We start from the raw sequence: 15,224 nt of genomic DNA, 5'->3' as shown, positions 1-15,224 counted from the left end.
CTGTTAAAGTCGGCAGGGTCAGCCGGCAGCCAGGATTGGAGTGGTGTGAACGTATCTGAACCGCAGGCGCAGATTCGCCGTTGGAGTCATTTCCTCGACACGTGGTGTTCTGCCCATCCGCAGCGCATGCAGGTGCTGGTCGATGCCGGACGCCTGGAGGGCGATGCGACTGAATTTCTGGACGACGCCCCGGTTTGCAAAAAGATAGAAGATTTCGACGCCGCGCTGAGAGCCTATCGAAACGAAAGCATGGCGATCATCGCCTGGCGTGATTTGGCCGGCATCGATGCGCTGGAAACCACACTGGGGGCATTGAGCACGCTGGCGGATCGTTGTATCGAGGCAGCCCTTGTCGCGGCCGAGCAGGCTGTTCAGGAACGGCACGGCGTCTTGCGCGATGCCGAAGGCCACGCGCAGCGGCTTATCGTGATCGGCATGGGCAAGCTTGGCGGTCGTGAACTGAATTTTTCTTCGGATATCGATCTGATCTTTGCCTACCGCGGGCTGGGCGAGTCCGATGGCGACAAGCCGTTGGATGCCGAAGGCTATACCAAGCGCGTTGCCCGGCGGCTGGTCCAGATCCTGAGCGAAACGACAGCCGAGGGGTTTGTCTATCGCGTTGATACGCGATTACGGCCGTTCGGCGATTCCGGCGCGCTGACCGCGAGCATCACGGCAATGGAGAATTACTACCAGGCGCACGGGCGCGAATGGGAGCGCTACGCCTGGGTCAAGGCACGGCCGGTGGCCGGCGATCTGAACGGCGGGCAAAGCCTGATTCGGGCGCTACGTCCGTTCGTGTACCGGCGCTACCTCGATTACGGCACGTTCGAGTCGATTCGCGAGATGAAAGCGCTGATCGATCGACAGGTCGTCAAGGCCGAATTGCAGAACAACATAAAGCTCGGCAGCGGCGGCATTCGAGAGATCGAATTTATCGTCCAGGCGTTTCAGCTGATTCGTGGCGGCCAAGAGCCCTCGTTGCAGGATGCCCGCTTGCTACCGACGCTCAAGCGTTTGGCGCAAGACGACCATTTACCGTCGCACACAGCACAGGAGCTGGAAACCGCCTATCGCTTCCTGCGTCGTGCCGAAAATCGACTGCAAATGGTCGACGACCGCCAGACCCACGAGCTGCCCGAAGACGAGCAAGAGCGCGTGGCGCTCGCCGAGTCGATGGGATACGACAGCTGGAACGCGTTCAGCCAGGCCATGCAGGACACGCGGGATGGCGTCCACCAGGCGTTCGAGCAGGTCTTCGTGTCGCCGCAGGCTGACGACACCTCGGCCGACGCAGAAACCCAGCGCCTGAGCGCTTTCTGGGATGGCGATCTCGACGAAGCGCAGTCGCGCGAGTTGCTGGCCGAATATGGCATCGAGAATGTCGTTGCCGTACGCGAGGCATTGGCAGAGATCCAGGGCCAGAGTCTTTATCGTGGCCTCGAGGATCGCGGGCGGCGCTGGATCGCGCGGCTGATCCCCTTGTTGTTCAGTGCCGCCGCACGCGCCGACGATCCCGATTTGGCGATCACGCGCACCATTGGTGTTTTGTCCGCCATCGTCGGCCGCAGTACGTACATGGCCTTGCTGGTGGAGCATCCGGCTGCACTGTCCACGCTCATGCGGCTGTGTTCGGCCAGTGAGTGGATTACCAGTCGTATCCGCGCGCAGCCCTCGTTGCTGGACAGTCTGTTGGACCCGCGCCAGCTCTATCGCCCGCCGCGGCGTGCCGAATTGGCGGCCAGTCTTGCCGCCGATATGGCGGCCATCGACGCGGATGATCTCGAACTGCGTATGGATACGCTGCGGCGCTTCAAGCAGAGTGCGACGTTGCGTATTGCCGCGGCGGACGTCAGCAATTCCATGCCGCTGATGATCGTGTCCGATCATCTCACCGAGCTGGCCGAACTCGTACTCGATGTGGCCCTTGATATGGCCTGGCATCAGATGACCCGTCGCTATGGCACACCCCGCGACGACAACGGCGAACGCGCGCCGTTCGCAATCATCGCCTACGGCAAGCTGGGTGGTCTGGAGCTGGGCTATACCTCCGATCTGGATCTGGTATTCGTCTACGACGGCGCCACCCAGGCGATGACCGACGGTGATCGTCAGCTTACGCACCAGGCGTTTTTTACGCGCCTGGCGCAGCGCCTGATCCATGTGCTGAGTACGCAGACCGCGGCCGGGCGGGTATACGAAATCGATATGCGTCTGCGCCCGAGCGGCAAGGCCGGCATGATGGTCACGCACATCGATGCCTTCGAGCGTTATCAGCAGGAGCACGCCTGGACCTGGGAGCATCAAGCGCTGGTGCGCGCGCGGCCGGTCAGTGGCCACGAAGGCCTGGGTGCGCGTTTTGAAGAGATCCGGCGCGCGGTGCTCGGCAAGCGTCGCGATATAAAAGAACTGGCGCGCGAGGTCTGCGGTATGCGGGATCGCATGCGCGGGGTCAAGGACGAAAGTCAGGGTGAATGTCTCGACGTAAAACAAATGCCCGGCGGGCTGATCGATATCGAGTTCATCGCCCAGTTCATCGCACTCGCCTACGGTGCAGAGTGCCCGGAACTTTTGATCTTTACCGACGCGATTCGGGTACTGGAAACCTACGAATCAGCTGGGCGGGCGGAATACGCCGACATCAAGACGCTTACCTCGGCTTATCGACGTTATCGGCGCATCATCCATGCGCAGTCGCTGCAACGTCAGCGAGCCATGATCAAGGCCGACGAATACGCCGAACAGCGCCGTGCGGTGGCCGCAATATGGCAGGCCTGGATCAGCGATATGCAAGAGGCCGCAGACGAACACAACTGATCTCGACTCATCGTTGCCATACGCGGGTATGCAGTTCGGAATTGAACTGTGCGATACGGCTGGCCAGTTCCAGATCGCGTGATAGATAGACCAGTTCCGCACCGCGCTTGTTGATCGCATCGACCGCGGCCCGATCGGTATTGTTGGCGGTCACGAGCAGATACTTGACGGCATTGGTTCGAGCCCGTTCCTCGAAGCGCCCAATCAGCCGTGACATATGTTCGATTCGCTGGCGCCGCCGCTGCTCTGTGAACACGTAATAGGTACTGTTGATAAAGCAGATACACACGCGCGCGAGATCGATATCCGGCAAGCCATCGCGCATCAGGTCGTATTCACTCGTGCCGGGCGTCATCTCATAGAACGCGTCGAACAAATCGTTTCCGAAACGCCGGTCGGCCGCTTCGCGCGCACGGTCGAAGTCGATGCCGAGCGAGCGAATATGCGGGTGGGCATCCTTGAGCGCCTTGGTGAAGGTGCCCACACCGCTGCCGTAATCGACCACCCAGTCGATATTAGCCCAGTCGATGTACTTGTCGGTGACCGCGATCAAGTGGGCATAGGATTCATAATGTGTCTGCGAGCCCAGATCCCAGGGGTCTTCGACCAGGTCGTAGAGTATTCGGCACTCGTCACGCGTGATGTTTTCGTTGTTTTCGTAGGCGCGGATGATCTCTTCGCTGGAGCGCGGCGCTGGTGTCGGCTTCGCGGGTTTTCCGAATAACCTCATAAAACAGATAGACCGTTACGTGAATTTGACGTGAGTAATGGTTGCGTCGGGTCGTCAGGGGGCAGGCCGCGCAGCAGTTTTGGACTTATTCCAGTGGTAAGTAGTCACACGCAAGGAAAGCGGGGATTTTGAAAACTCAACCGCGACCGTCAACCAGGAGCTGGTACGTGCCGCTTTGCGACACGCAAACAACCAGCGATGTACGATCATGTTGGAAAATGCCGGTTCTGGATAGATCTGGTGTCGTTCATTCGCCTGCAGTAATTTTTCCAGCCATATCCGACACCAGCGCAAATAGGTTATATCGAATGGTCGACCTGTGTGTTTCAGCACCGGTTTGCGGCCGTGGCATTTGAACAGGCAGCCGTGTCGCAATAGATCATGGTCGCTGTGCTCGACGTCAAGGGCGGCGAGTTGGCGGCTATAAATCGCCAAGTCGGCCTCGCGCTGGGCCGGCGTATGGGTAACAGACACCTGGCTGTCATGTCGCCGATAGCTCGTCATCGGCTCGGGTTGATTGGCGAACTTGAGCGTTCTGATCATGCGCGCCCATAGCTCGTAATCCTGAGCGATCCAGAACGCCTCATCGTAGCGGTAGTGTTCGAAAGCCGACCTGCGCAACATCATCGAACCTTGGACCAGCGCACAGTCATAGAGCATGCGACAGGCAATGTCGTCGGCGTCGGTAGGCACGGCGTATGTTTGGCCGGGCAATGCATTGCCGCGGGCATCGATGCAGTTCATCCAGCTGCCAACGCCCGCGATATCGGTATGAGCGTCGAGATACGACACTTGCCGATGTAGTCTGTGCGGCGCGCACAGATCATCGGCGTCTAGAAAAGCAATATATTCGCCGCGTGCCAGGTCAACGCCGTGATTGCGTGCCATCGGCCGGCCGCGATTCTCTGCATGGGTAACGACACGTAGCCGCGGGTCGCCCGCAAAGCCGGCAATCACGGCCGGCGTGGCGTCGGTCGAGCCGTCATCTATGATTAGAAGCTCGAAATCGGTAAAGGTTTGTGCAAGCACGCTCTCGATCGCTGCAGCGATGTAGTGCTCGACGTTGAATGCCGGCATCAGCACAGTGACCCGGCATGATGGCTCATGCCCGCCCTCCGTGTTCAAACAGGGCTGCGCGCCGCCCTCGCTCGGCCTGGACTCTATCGGGCTGCTAGCCAATGGACTCGTGCCTTTCGCGGGTTGTTATTATGTTTCATCAAGGTCGCTGTATTCGATGCTCGCCAATAAGCGGCTCCGAGCCAGACGATAGCACTCCGCGCGCGGCGGTTGGTATTTTTACCCGGTCGCTGTCCATGTCGTACAGGCGATCCCTCAGAAGCATTGAGTCGCATGGACCGGCGCCATAGCCTTCAATTTGGGACTTCACAGACCGTCACGATGCCGACCGAACCCCTGTCTCCATCCGTTCATCAGTGCGTAACCGTCGTGGTCGCATCCCACAATCGTGCGCGTTCGCTGGCAGCCACGCTCGAATGTCTTGGCCAGCAACGGGTCGATCATGCGCGCTGGCGCGTGATTGCCGTCGATAACGCGAGCGAGGATGAAACAACCAATGTGCTGGCGCGTTTTGCGGCCGATACCCGATTTGAGCTGTTGGCGCTCAGCGAGCCGCAGCCGGGCAAACCGCGGGCCCTCAATCGTGCGCTCGAGCAGATCGACGATGGGCTGGTCGTCTTTATCGACGACGACGTCAATCTGGGCCCTGACTGGCTGCAATCCTACATCGACGCCGCAGGGCGCTGGCCGGATCATGCAATCTTCGGCGGCCCGATTATTCCCGTATTTCCCGCCGGTGCGCCGGACTGGGTTCAAGACCAGCGCTACGTACGCCAGAGCCCCATGTTCGCCTACTACGAGGCACGTGAAGATGAGGGCCTGACGACCCGTGTGCCGCTCGGCCCGAACATGATGATCCGGCGCAGCGCCATCGGCGAGCACCGTTTCGATGAGCGACTCGGGCCCGGGGGGACGCATCGCCTGATGGGCGATGAGACCGAATTCGAGTATCGGCTGGCGCGATTGGGTTATCACCCGTATGTGTATGTGCCCGCGGCACGCGCCGAGCACCGCGTGCGCCCGGAGCAACTGACCGTGAAAGCGGTCTGGTCGCGCGCCTATCTATGGGGGCGCAGTATGGCGCTAACGCATGGTCGCTCTGAGCGCGGGCTCTATGTCTTCGGCGTGCCGTTGCGCTATTGGTCCGGCGCACTTCGGGCCTGGCTACGCTATGCGCCTTTTGCCTTCGGGCCACGCCATTTTCGGCTCAAGTATGGCTGGCAGTGGCAGGTGCGGGCCGGCCGTCTGCGTGGTTATCTGGACAGTCGCGCGGTAGGCAAGGAACCGGAATGAGCGACCTGTTGATGCGCCCGCTCGCCCGTCGACTGAGTAGGACGCGCCTAATCGACGTTCCAGGCCTTTCGTGAATACAAAGGCGATGACACAAGACATGGGCGATTCGGTTGAATCGAATGGTCGAGCGGCGCCGGCTGCCCTGATCTATCGGCTTAATCTAAATGTCGTGGGCGGCGCCGAGGTATCGTTTGCGCAATACGCCGACTATCGGCGTGGTGCCGGGCATGCCGACACCGTAATCGTGCACGGCGAGATCCATCCACGTTTCACGCCCGTGGTTGCACCGCCGATGCGAACGGTTGCCCGTCGCACGCTAGCCCGCTGGCACGGAATCCGTTTGCCACGCGCGGCTCGCCATCTGCGCGCCCGTACGGCCACGGCCCAATTGGTACGCGGCCATGAGACGGCGCTGGTCGGGTGGAACAGCATCGGCAATCGCGATATCGCAGACATCGCCGAACAGGCAGCCTTGCCGCTTATCCATTACGAGCACGGGCAGGCATGGCGTGAGCAGCGCCGCCACGCGCGCGCCTATATGGCCCGTGCAAAGGGCGTGATCAGTAACAGTCTGGCCGCGGAGCGCATGCTGGCGCTGCGCTGGGGTTGGCAGGGGCCGACCGAGCGGGTCTATTGCGCGATCGACGGTATTCTCGACGTAGACGCTGCGCGCACGGCGTTACCGCAGCAATGGCCAATCTGGCTGGGCAGTGCAGGCCGGCTGATCGAACTCAAGGGACATCTGATCGCGCTGCATGTGCTCAAGGTGCTACGCGACGTTCATGGCATCGATGCGCGCCTGGCGATTGCCGGGACGGGGGAACGCGAAGCGGCGCTGCGGGAAGCCGCACACACCTTGGGGCTGTCGCGTTTCGTGCGCTTCGAGGGTGCTGTTAATGATATGCGCGCATTCTATGATGCGATCGACATCATGCTTGTCGCATCCATGCGCGAGCCGTTCGGGCGTACCAGCATCGAAGCCCAGGCTCGGGGGTGCCCCGTGGTGGCCACCTGGGTCGACGGCCTGCCGGAAACACTCGCCGCGACACAGCATGCACAAAGTCTGGTCGCGCCGGAATGGTCTTTGGCGGAATACGCCCGCGAACTTGATGGCCAGGCCGAACTGGGGGTGCCATGGGTTTACGATCCGCGCCAGGATGAACTCGTCGCCCCGCGTGCCCCGACGCCGGATGGCATTGCCGCTGCGGTGATGACGTTGCTCGGCAGCGATGCGGCTTATCATCGTGCGAGCCGGGCGGGGTTGGTCCATGTGGGCCAGCGTTTTTCGGTCGTCGATTATGGACCGGCACTCGATCGCGCCATTATGCGTCTGGCGGCTGGGCCGGCATAGGCTCGGCCATGGCGGTGAACGGCTGACGCTTCGCTTTTCTGAAGGATTAAATCCACGTAATGCGTATCCTGCATCGGATCAATCTGGACGTGCCGGCCGGGGTCGAGCATCAGTTTTGTGCGTTTCTCGGCCATCCATTGGTGCAGGCCGCTTTTGATCACGATGTGGTCTATGGCAGTCGGTTGCACCCGGACCTGCTGCCCCATATCGCGCCGTTCGTCGATACTGCCGTATCGTTCAAACGTGCTGGTCGCTTGCGCTTGCCGCGGCGCCCGCTGGTGCTACGCGAGCGGGCGCTGGCGGCACGCATCAAACGCCTGCACTCGGATATCGTGTTCTCCTGGAGCGGTTTTGCACGCACATCGGTCGCTGCAGCGGCCCGGGCCAGCCAGACACCGTTGGTTTACCGCGAGGGCGGTGGCTGCTGGTTCGAGCATCCACCCAAAGCGGCTGCACAGTTCATCCGCGAAATCAGTGGCGCCATCTGCAATACCCGGGCGTCGATGCGCATGCTGCAGCTCAAGTGGGGCTACGACGGGCCGGCGCGGGTGTGTCTTGGTGGAATTCGCCCCGAGGTCATGCGTTCCGCGGATGCGACCGATGTGAGTACGCGTACGCTCTCGGCGCGCCGGCCACGCATCGGTGTGGCGGCGCGTCTGGCCTCGGAGAAGGGTGTTTGTCTGGCCATTCATGCCTTGAAGCATCTGCGTGCGCAGGGCATTGATTGCGAGTTGCAGATCGCGGGTGAGGGCCCTGATCGTGCGGCGCTGGAAGCGCTGTCGGCAACGCTTGGCCTGCAACCGCATCTGCGTTTTCTCGGACGCGTGTCGGATATGCCCGCCTTTTATCGGAGTATCGATGTGCTCTTGCATCCCGCGCTCCAGGAGCCGCTGGGCAACGTCACCATCGAAGCCCAGGCGTTCGGGGTGCCGGTGGTGGCAACGCGTGTCGACGGTATGGCCGAAACCGTTGTCGATAACCAAACGGGTCGTCTGGTGGCCGCTAGCGAGCCTTACGCAACGTACCAGGCGTTCGGTGGCGGGCGCTCGTCGATGCAATCGACGCGCGTTTATGACCCGGACAGCGACGCCTTGCGTGCCGCGGCATTCGCGTCGCCCGAGGCCCTTGCGGAGGCGGTCGCGCATATTGTGGGCGATTCGCAGGTACATTCGGACATGGCGGGGGCGGCCGCCGCGCACGCACGCGAGCGCTTTTCTTTCGAGCGCCACATCGACAGCGTGCTCGCGGCGCTCAAACTATTCGGGGAGCGGCGAAGCACGTGACGGGACTGTACCGTTGCATGCCATGTGCGCCGTGTCGGGTTGAATCCGAGGCGTGATCTTCCCGCGCCATTCAGCGCTCGAAGAAGTCCGCCAGCCAGGCTTGAAACATCAGTACACACCACAGTTGGTTGCTCCAGTCGCGGCTTTCGGATAAATGCTCGGCCCAGAGGCGTCGTACATACGTGCTATCGAAATAGCCCTCGCGATCCAGCCGGGCCGGCTCGAGCATTGCTTCGCTCCATTCGCGCAGTGGGCCGCGCAGCCATTGGGCGAGCGGCACCTCGAAGCCGTGCTTGGGCCGTTCGACGGTTTCGCGGGGCAGGTAGCGATATAGCAGCTGACGCGAAAGCCATTTTGCCTTGCCATCCCGATACTGCTGGTCGACCGGCAGGCCAAGGGCGAATGTCGCGAGTTCGGTATCCAGAAACGGGGCCCGGGTTTCCAGGCTTGCGGCCATCGCGGCTCGATCGACCTTGGCCATGATGTCATCGGGCAGGTAGCACTGAACGTCCGTGGCTTGAATCCATCGCTGTGCATCCTGTCGCGCGATCATCGATTCGTGGCGCAGGAAGGCCGTCCGGGCCTCTGCGCCGTCGATGACGAACTGCTGCGGATCCGGGCAGACACTCACGCTATCGCGGTAGAAGCGCGGGAGATCCGATCCGGCGCGTTTGATGGCTTGCTGGCGGCGATACTTCGCGCCTTTACGGGGCTGGATCCTGGCTTTGAAGCCCAGCCACCGGGCTTGAACGCCGTGCAGGGCCGGAGCGGAGCGTTCATGGCCGTGCCAGTGACGCCCGATATCGTGATAGCGATCGTAGCCGGCCATCAGTTCGTCGCCGCCGTCGCCTGAAAGTGCAACGGTGACTTGTTGGCGAGCCATCTGCGACAGCAACACGGCCGGAATCTGCGCTGGATCCGCGAACGGCTCGTCATAGATTCGAGCCAGGCGCGGGACCACCGCGAGCAGATCGTCATCGCTGACGGTGAGTTCGTGATGTTCGGTGCCGAGGATGGCCGCGGTTGCGCGTGCCTGGGCGGCTTCATTGAGGCTCGGGTCGTCGAAGCCAATGGTAAACGTCTGAATACGATGATCCGTATGCGCCTGCATCAACGATACGATCAGTGAGGAATCGATACCGCCGGATAGAAAAGCGCCCACGGGTACGTCGGCGACCATGCGGTCGGCGATCGATGCCGACAGAAGACGTTCGAGCTTGTCGACGGCCGCCTCGTCCGCAAGCGGTTCGGTACTCGCATGTGCCAGCGTATCGGCATCGAAATATTGTATGGGCTCACCGGGTTCGAGCCGGTTGGTTATCCGCAGGTAGCTGCCTTGTGGCAGTTTGCGGTAGTGCGTGAAGATGCTGTACGGGCAGGGGATGTATGAGAGCCGCATCATCTCGGTGAGGGCGTTGCGATCGATCGTGTCGACGAATCGATCGTGGCGCGCGAGTGCCTTGAGCTCCGAGCCGAATAGCAGGGTACCGTCGTGTAGACCGTAGTAGAGCGGTTTTTCGCCAAAGCGATCGCGAGCGAGATATAGCGCGCTTTGCTGTCGATCCCAGACCGCGATCGCGAACATGCCTTCGAACAGAGGCAGGGCTTGTTCAATACCCCACTGCACGAACGCATTCAGCATCACCTCGGTATCCGAGCGGCTGGTAAACAGATGTCCCTTCTGCTCGAGCGTTTCCCGCAGACTGCGGAAATTGTAGATTTCGCCGTTGAACACGAGCACATAACGCTCCTCGGCGGACATCATGGGCTGGGCGCCCAGCGACGAGGTATCCATGATCGACAGGCGACGGTGTCCGAGGGCAACCTGGCCGCCCGCGCGATCGATCCAGCTGCCACAATCGTCGGGGCCGCGATGCACGAGCGCATCGCGCATCCGACCGATGTTGTCAGCCAGGGATTGGGTATCGGGCTGGCGCTGGAGAATACCGGTTATGCCGCACATCGTAAGTATTGTCGTGTGCACGGCTCGCGTTGTCGATGACGGTGACATGGGTTGCGAGGCCGCCATGTTTCTATGCGGCACTCGGGCGAGTGTTCGCGAAGCTGGTGCGCCCTGTACGCTTGCGCGTAGCACGGGTGTAAAACGGCGCCCGATGATACGGATTACACCCACCGGCTCTGCGCTTGGCCGAACGGGTCTGGGCAATCGCGCAGGCTATACCTACTACTCGCCTCGCGACCAGGTTTTATCGACACGGCGCAGCAAAACAGGCAAGGCCCAAGGATGAATACGCCTTCTACAGCACCTGACCACGTGGCGGTCTATTGCCCCGATCTCGGCGGTGGGGTGGCGCATATCGCGTTGGCCCAAATCGGCATACTGCAGGCGGCCGGCTATACAGTGGATTTGGTGCTGCATGAGGAGGCCGGCGAGTATCGAGCGCAGGTACCCGAGGGCGTGCGCGTTCTGCTGCTGGAACGCGCGGATGCCGAACGAACCGGCCGCTATATCGCACGCTCGCTACGCGGGCATCCATTGATGCGGATTCGCGCGCGTTACATCTCGCCCAATCGCCTGACCGATTTAGTGTTCCTGCCGGCGCTCGTCGACTATCTTGAAACATACCGGCCGGCTTTAGTGCTTGCCAACGTATGGAATACGGTGCTGGTCGCGGCCTGCGCCTGTTCGGCAGCCCAGTCACGGCCGCGCTTGATCGGCCTGTTTCACGGCACCTTTTTTGCCGAGGCTATCCAGCGGCGCTCAGCGCGCAAGCATCCGCTGAGATGGCGGCATTTCTTTGCATTTTGTCGCCATTTCTATTCCCAAGCGGACGCGCTCGCAAGCGTTTCCGACGGTGTGGGTCAGGATCTGGTCCGGATCGTGGGCATCGCCCGCGACCGCGTTGAAACGTTGTCGAATCCAGTTGTTTCGCCAAAGCTGGCCGAACGTGCCGCCGAGCATGTGACCCATGCCTGGCTAGCGGATGGTGCGTCGCCGCTAGTCGTAGCCGTTGGGCGCCTGAGCCCCGAGAAAAACCATGCATTATTACTCCGTGCCATGGCGCGACTGCGTATGAAGCGCCCCGATGTGCGCCTGGCCATTCTTGGCGAAGGTAGTGAGCGGACACACCTGGAAAGCCTTCGTGACGAACTTGGACTCACCGAATGCGTGCTAATGCCCGGTTGGGTCGATAATCCCCATGCCTGGATGGCCCGTGCGGCAGTCGTCGCCTTATCGTCCAACTGGGAGGGGTTGCCGACGGTTGTGATTGAGGCTTTGGCATGTGGCACTCCGGTTGTGGCCACCGATTGCCAACACGGCCCGCGCGAAATTCTCGATCATGGGCGCTACGGGCGGCTCGTGCCGGTTAACGATGTAGACGCCTTCGCATCGGCTATCGAGCACACACTCGACGCCGACCGCAATAGCGATGTGTTGATCGCTCGGGCTCAGCATTATTCGGTGGCGGCTGCGACACAACGTTACCGTGCGCTCGTGGAACGGGTGCTGGCCGCCAAGCCCTGATCTGGCCGGGTGGCGTCAGCGCATATCGCTACGTATATTGCACACCGACGCGTAGGGCGTCGATGTCTTCAATACCGATGCCAATTGTCGCGCAATAACGGAATGATTCATGGCACGTATTCGCTCGCGTTATCGCCGCGTTTTCTATGGCCACGGCGTCGCCGACCCACTCTCGGCACCCGAGGTCAGCTCCGACCGGGTGACCTATGTACACCCGGCCGATCTCGATGAGTTTTTACGGCGGCATTCGCACCAGGCCAAGATCACCTTCGATGACGGCTATGCCGACAACCTGACCGTAGCACTGCCCATTCTGGAGCGATACGCCACGCCCGCGACGGTCTTTGTGACGACCGGTTTTATTGATCGCAGTCAGCCGCTGTTGTCGCGTATTGCGGCCGCGGTGGCACGCCATGACGATTGGAGCCGGCCGTCGGTCGCGCCGTGGCTAGGCGCCATCGCTCGCGACGAGCGCAAAGCCGCGTTCGCCGAGCTACGCGGTGTATTGAAGAAGATGACCAATCAGGACCGCTTCGCGCACCAACAGGCGATCATGGCCGACTACGACCTGGCTGCGGCCGAGCTGACAGCGGACTATCTGACGCTGGAACAACTGCGCGAGCTCGATGCGCACCCGCTGATTACGATTGGTGCCCATACGGTCAGCCACCCGGATTTACGCCACGTGACGGATGCCGAGTTGCGCGAAGAACTCGTCACCGGGCGGGATCGACTCGAAGACTGGCTCGGGCATCGGGTTACGACGCTGGCCTATCCCTTTGGTGATACCGATGCGCGTGTGCGCCGTGCCGCGGCCGCGGCGGGCTACCAACGTGCGTATGTCACGACCAACCACGGATGGCGCAGTGAAGTGCCCGTTCTTCGTCGCCTGGACTGGCCGCGGCGCGATCTGGCCTGGGAAGTGTTTCGCATGCGTGAGCGCGACCGAAAACTTGCTACTCGAAAATCGGAGCGTGCGTAATGATGCAGACATGGTGGCTAATCGCGGTTCTCACGGTGATCGTGGTGGCGCTGGTCGTCATTAGTAGGCAGCAACATCGGCTGGGCAAAGCGCAGAAACGCATTCTGGGAAGACTCGCGGATCAGCGTAGTGCCGGCGTGTATCACGATCTCAACGAGTATCGCCAACTCACGACGTTCCAGCAGTTACACGCCTATCTGCGTCCGCGTTTCATACTGCCGCCGATGCGCGATTGGGCCATCTCACCGGATTTCGCCGTGCTGCTGGTGCGCCTCATCGAGGATCGCCGGCCGAAACGCATCGTCGAGTTCGGCAGCGGCAATTCGACGCTCGTATGCGCATATTGTCTGGAGCGGCTAGGCGGCGGTGAGATCATTTCGATTGATCACGATCCACAATTCGCTGCCAGAACCCGTGACGAGCTGTCGCGCCATGACCTGGGTGGCGGGGCAGATGTGCGCGTCGCCGAGCTTAAGTCGTCGTCGTATCTGGATGATGAAGGCCAGCCGATTGCGTGGTACGACGACGCCGTCGTGGAGGCGCTGCCTGGCGACATAGACTTGGTGATCGTGGACGGGCCGCCGGCAGCCGGCGGTCCGCTTGTGCGTTCCCCTGCGTTGCCGGCGCTGGCCGAGCGCCTGACGCCCACCGCGGTGCTGGTGCTCGACGATGCGGACCGGCCGGGCGAGCAAGCCACCCTGGCGCGCTGGCGTGAGGCGTTTCCATCCATGGATTTGGCTTTTGAAGCGACCGAAAAAGGGACAGCACTCGTGACGGTGAACCGCTGAGGCGCGCCTAGCGGGTCTCGTCATCGGCACGCGTACACAGGCGTTCGATCTCGGCTTCATAGGCATCGACCGATCGTTCCAGGGAAAAATCCGCGGCCCGTGCGTGCAATCGCTCGACCGGGGTCGGGTCGTCAAGCGTTGCGGCCATGGCGTCGGCCAGGGCTTTGGCGTCACCCACCGGCACCAGCCGTCCATATTCACCGTCGGCAAGGATTTCACGCGTGCCGCCGGGGCAGTCTGTCGCCACGACCGGGCAGCCGCAGGCCATGGCTTCGATCAACGTATTGGGCAGGCCCTCGAATTCGGACGGCAGCACGCACAGTGCGCTTGCCGCCATCCACGCGTATGGGTTTTCGGCCCAGCCCGGTAGGCGCACACGGGCTTCGATGCCGCGCTCGGCGATTTGGCGTGTCAGTTTGTCGCGTTCCGGGCCTTCCCCGAGTATGACCAGCCGTGCGTCCCGGCCTTCGTCGATGAGCTGGGCAAAGGCATCGATTAATACATGCTGCGCTTTTTCCGGCGCCAGCCGGCCGGCCGTGACGATGAGCGGCGTGCTGCGGTCGTTCAACCAGGGGTCGTCGATTCGTTCTGCGGCTCTTTGCATGAGTTCAGGGCGCAGAACCGGGTTATACATCGTGCCCACTGCGTCCCGCGGGAGGTTCAAAATCTGGGCCAGATCGGCCGCGGCCCCGTTCGACACCGCGACGAGTCGATCGGCTTCGGGATAGAGTCTTCGCATGAGCGTCAGGCGGTGCTGCATGACGGCGTAGGCGCGCGCATCCGAGCGTGTTGCCTCGTAGTTGCGCGAGAAAATGCTGCGCTCGATGACGACGGTTGCCACGCGGTGACGCGAGATGCCGGCGGCCCATTGGGCGAGTAGCGGGGCACGATCGTGGGCGCTTATCACCACATCGGGACGCTGCGTTTCCATATAGTCGACGAGCGCGATCAAGCGATGCAGTGGTATGGAGCGTTGCCCGAGCCCGAGCGACCCACGCAGATGGCGAAAGCCCTCGCTTGGCCAGCCGGGAATCAGTCGTCGATAACCACTCCAGCGTGAACGTCGTTTGAGCTCATGTATCGGGATGGTTTCAGGCACGCGCGGCAGATAGGCGCCCACTTTACGCTCGAGCAATAGATCGACTCGGTGCCCGCGCTCGACGAGGCCTTTCATGAGCAACAGCGTGGTATGTTCCTGGCCGCCCGCCGGGAATGTGGGTAAGAAGAAAGCGATATGGCGTGTCTGATCTGGCATGGGGCGCAAGGGCCTCCTCACGGGCTGGAGTCGGGGTTGCCGAGCGACATATTTTGACGATAAAAAAGCCGCTTAGCCACGGCTGGGCGTCCGGCACAGCGCTGGGAACAGTGTATATGGCACAATTGCGCGCCATCGAAGCGCTTCGGACAACTGCTGGA

11 protein-coding genes are annotated in these 15,224 nt (G+C 61.6%); 7 read left to right on the top strand and 4 right to left on the bottom strand.

The features are described 5' to 3' along the window. The first annotated feature begins 45 nt into the window (after positions 1-45). Positions 46-2,817: a bifunctional [glutamate--ammonia ligase]-adenylyl-L-tyrosine phosphorylase/[glutamate--ammonia-ligase] adenylyltransferase gene (glnE, locus tag T5B8_RS03040; protein WP_353176102.1), complete on the top strand. Its 2,772-nt coding sequence runs from the start codon at positions 46-48 to the stop codon at positions 2,815-2,817. Between the two features lie 7 nt (positions 2,818-2,824). Here glnE and T5B8_RS03035 read toward each other — a convergent pair whose 3' ends face one another. Then, on the bottom strand, positions 2,825-3,547 hold the full coding sequence (locus T5B8_RS03035) for a hypothetical protein (RefSeq protein WP_353176100.1): 723 nt from the start codon (positions 3,545-3,547) through the stop codon (positions 2,825-2,827). A gap of 54 nt (positions 3,548-3,601) precedes the next feature. Then, positions 3,602-4,630, bottom strand: a complete 1,029-nt coding sequence (locus tag T5B8_RS03030; protein ID WP_502950773.1) for a glycosyltransferase family 2 protein — start codon at positions 4,628-4,630, stop codon at positions 3,602-3,604. A 267-nt stretch (positions 4,631-4,897) separates the two neighbouring features. Between T5B8_RS03030 and T5B8_RS03025 the strand changes: the two genes are divergently transcribed. The 3 genes from T5B8_RS03025 to T5B8_RS03015 all read left to right on the top strand — a co-directional run bounded on the left by T5B8_RS03025 (position 4,898) and on the right by T5B8_RS03015 (position 8,551). After that, positions 4,898-5,917 (top strand): glycosyltransferase family 2 protein, encoded by a 1,020-nt coding sequence (locus tag T5B8_RS03025; protein ID WP_502950772.1) that lies wholly within the window; start codon positions 4,898-4,900, stop codon positions 5,915-5,917. A 97-nt stretch (positions 5,918-6,014) separates the two neighbouring features. Beyond that, positions 6,015-7,268: a glycosyltransferase family 4 protein gene (locus T5B8_RS03020; protein WP_353176096.1), complete on the top strand. Its 1,254-nt coding sequence runs from the start codon at positions 6,015-6,017 to the stop codon at positions 7,266-7,268. 59 nt (positions 7,269-7,327) lie between these two features. Next, positions 7,328-8,551: a glycosyltransferase gene (locus T5B8_RS03015; RefSeq protein ID WP_353176095.1), complete on the top strand. Its 1,224-nt coding sequence runs from the start codon at positions 7,328-7,330 to the stop codon at positions 8,549-8,551. A 70-nt stretch (positions 8,552-8,621) separates the two neighbouring features. Here the strand turns inward: T5B8_RS03015 and asnB are convergent, their stop codons facing one another. Next, on the bottom strand, positions 8,622-10,514 hold the full coding sequence (gene asnB / locus T5B8_RS03010; protein WP_353176093.1) for an asparagine synthase (glutamine-hydrolyzing): 1,893 nt from the start codon (positions 10,512-10,514) through the stop codon (positions 8,622-8,624). A 345-nt stretch (positions 10,515-10,859) separates the two neighbouring features. Between asnB and T5B8_RS03005 the strand changes: the two genes are divergently transcribed. From T5B8_RS03005 to T5B8_RS02995, 3 genes are all read left to right on the top strand, one after another. Next, on the top strand, positions 10,860-12,038 hold the full coding sequence (locus T5B8_RS03005; RefSeq protein WP_353176091.1) for a glycosyltransferase: 1,179 nt from the start codon (positions 10,860-10,862) through the stop codon (positions 12,036-12,038). Between the two features lie 109 nt (positions 12,039-12,147). Then, a complete protein-coding gene (locus tag T5B8_RS03000) occupies positions 12,148-13,020 on the top strand; it encodes a polysaccharide deacetylase family protein (protein WP_353176089.1) in 873 nt (290 codons plus the stop codon). Further along, the gene (locus T5B8_RS02995; protein ID WP_353176088.1) at positions 13,020-13,808 is read left to right on the top strand and encodes a class I SAM-dependent methyltransferase; all 789 of its coding nucleotides are present in this window, start codon (positions 13,020-13,022) and stop codon (positions 13,806-13,808) included. Before T5B8_RS03000 ends, T5B8_RS02995 begins: the two co-directional genes overlap by 1 nt. Before the next feature lie 7 nt (positions 13,809-13,815). Here T5B8_RS02995 and T5B8_RS02990 read toward each other — a convergent pair whose 3' ends face one another. Then, positions 13,816-15,063 carry a glycosyltransferase gene (locus T5B8_RS02990; RefSeq protein ID WP_353176086.1) on the bottom strand — a complete coding sequence of 416 codons (1,248 nt, stop codon included), beginning with the start codon at positions 15,061-15,063 and terminating at the stop codon, positions 13,816-13,818. Positions 15,064-15,224: the final 161 nt, after the last annotated feature.

The organism is Salinisphaera sp. T5B8, from assembly GCF_040361255.1.
In the GTDB taxonomy this organism is placed as follows: domain Bacteria; phylum Pseudomonadota; class Gammaproteobacteria; order Nevskiales; family Salinisphaeraceae; genus Salinisphaera.
This window is presented reverse-complemented; position numbering and strand designations above follow the sequence as displayed.

What these genes read in the sequence shown, in the direction of transcription:
- T5B8_RS03035 (WP_353176100.1), bottom strand. Translation starts at nt 3,547, where the DNA reads ATGAGGTTATTCGGAAAACCCGCGAAGCCGACACCAGCGCCGCGCTCC.
- T5B8_RS03025 (WP_502950772.1), top strand. Translation starts at nt 4,898, where the DNA reads ATGGACCGGCGCCATAGCCTTCAATTTGGGACTTCACAGACCGTCACG.
- T5B8_RS03020 (WP_353176096.1), top strand. Translation starts at nt 6,015, where the DNA reads ATGGGCGATTCGGTTGAATCGAATGGTCGAGCGGCGCCGGCTGCCCTG.
- T5B8_RS03015 (WP_353176095.1), top strand. Translation starts at nt 7,328, where the DNA reads ATGCGTATCCTGCATCGGATCAATCTGGACGTGCCGGCCGGGGTCGAG.
- asnB (WP_353176093.1), bottom strand. Translation starts at nt 10,514, where the DNA reads ATGTGCGGCATAACCGGTATTCTCCAGCGCCAGCCCGATACCCAATCC.
- T5B8_RS03000 (WP_353176089.1), top strand. Translation starts at nt 12,148, where the DNA reads ATGGCACGTATTCGCTCGCGTTATCGCCGCGTTTTCTATGGCCACGGC.
- T5B8_RS02995 (WP_353176088.1), top strand. Translation starts at nt 13,020, where the DNA reads ATGATGCAGACATGGTGGCTAATCGCGGTTCTCACGGTGATCGTGGTG.
- T5B8_RS02990 (WP_353176086.1), bottom strand. Translation starts at nt 15,063, where the DNA reads ATGCCAGATCAGACACGCCATATCGCTTTCTTCTTACCCACATTCCCG.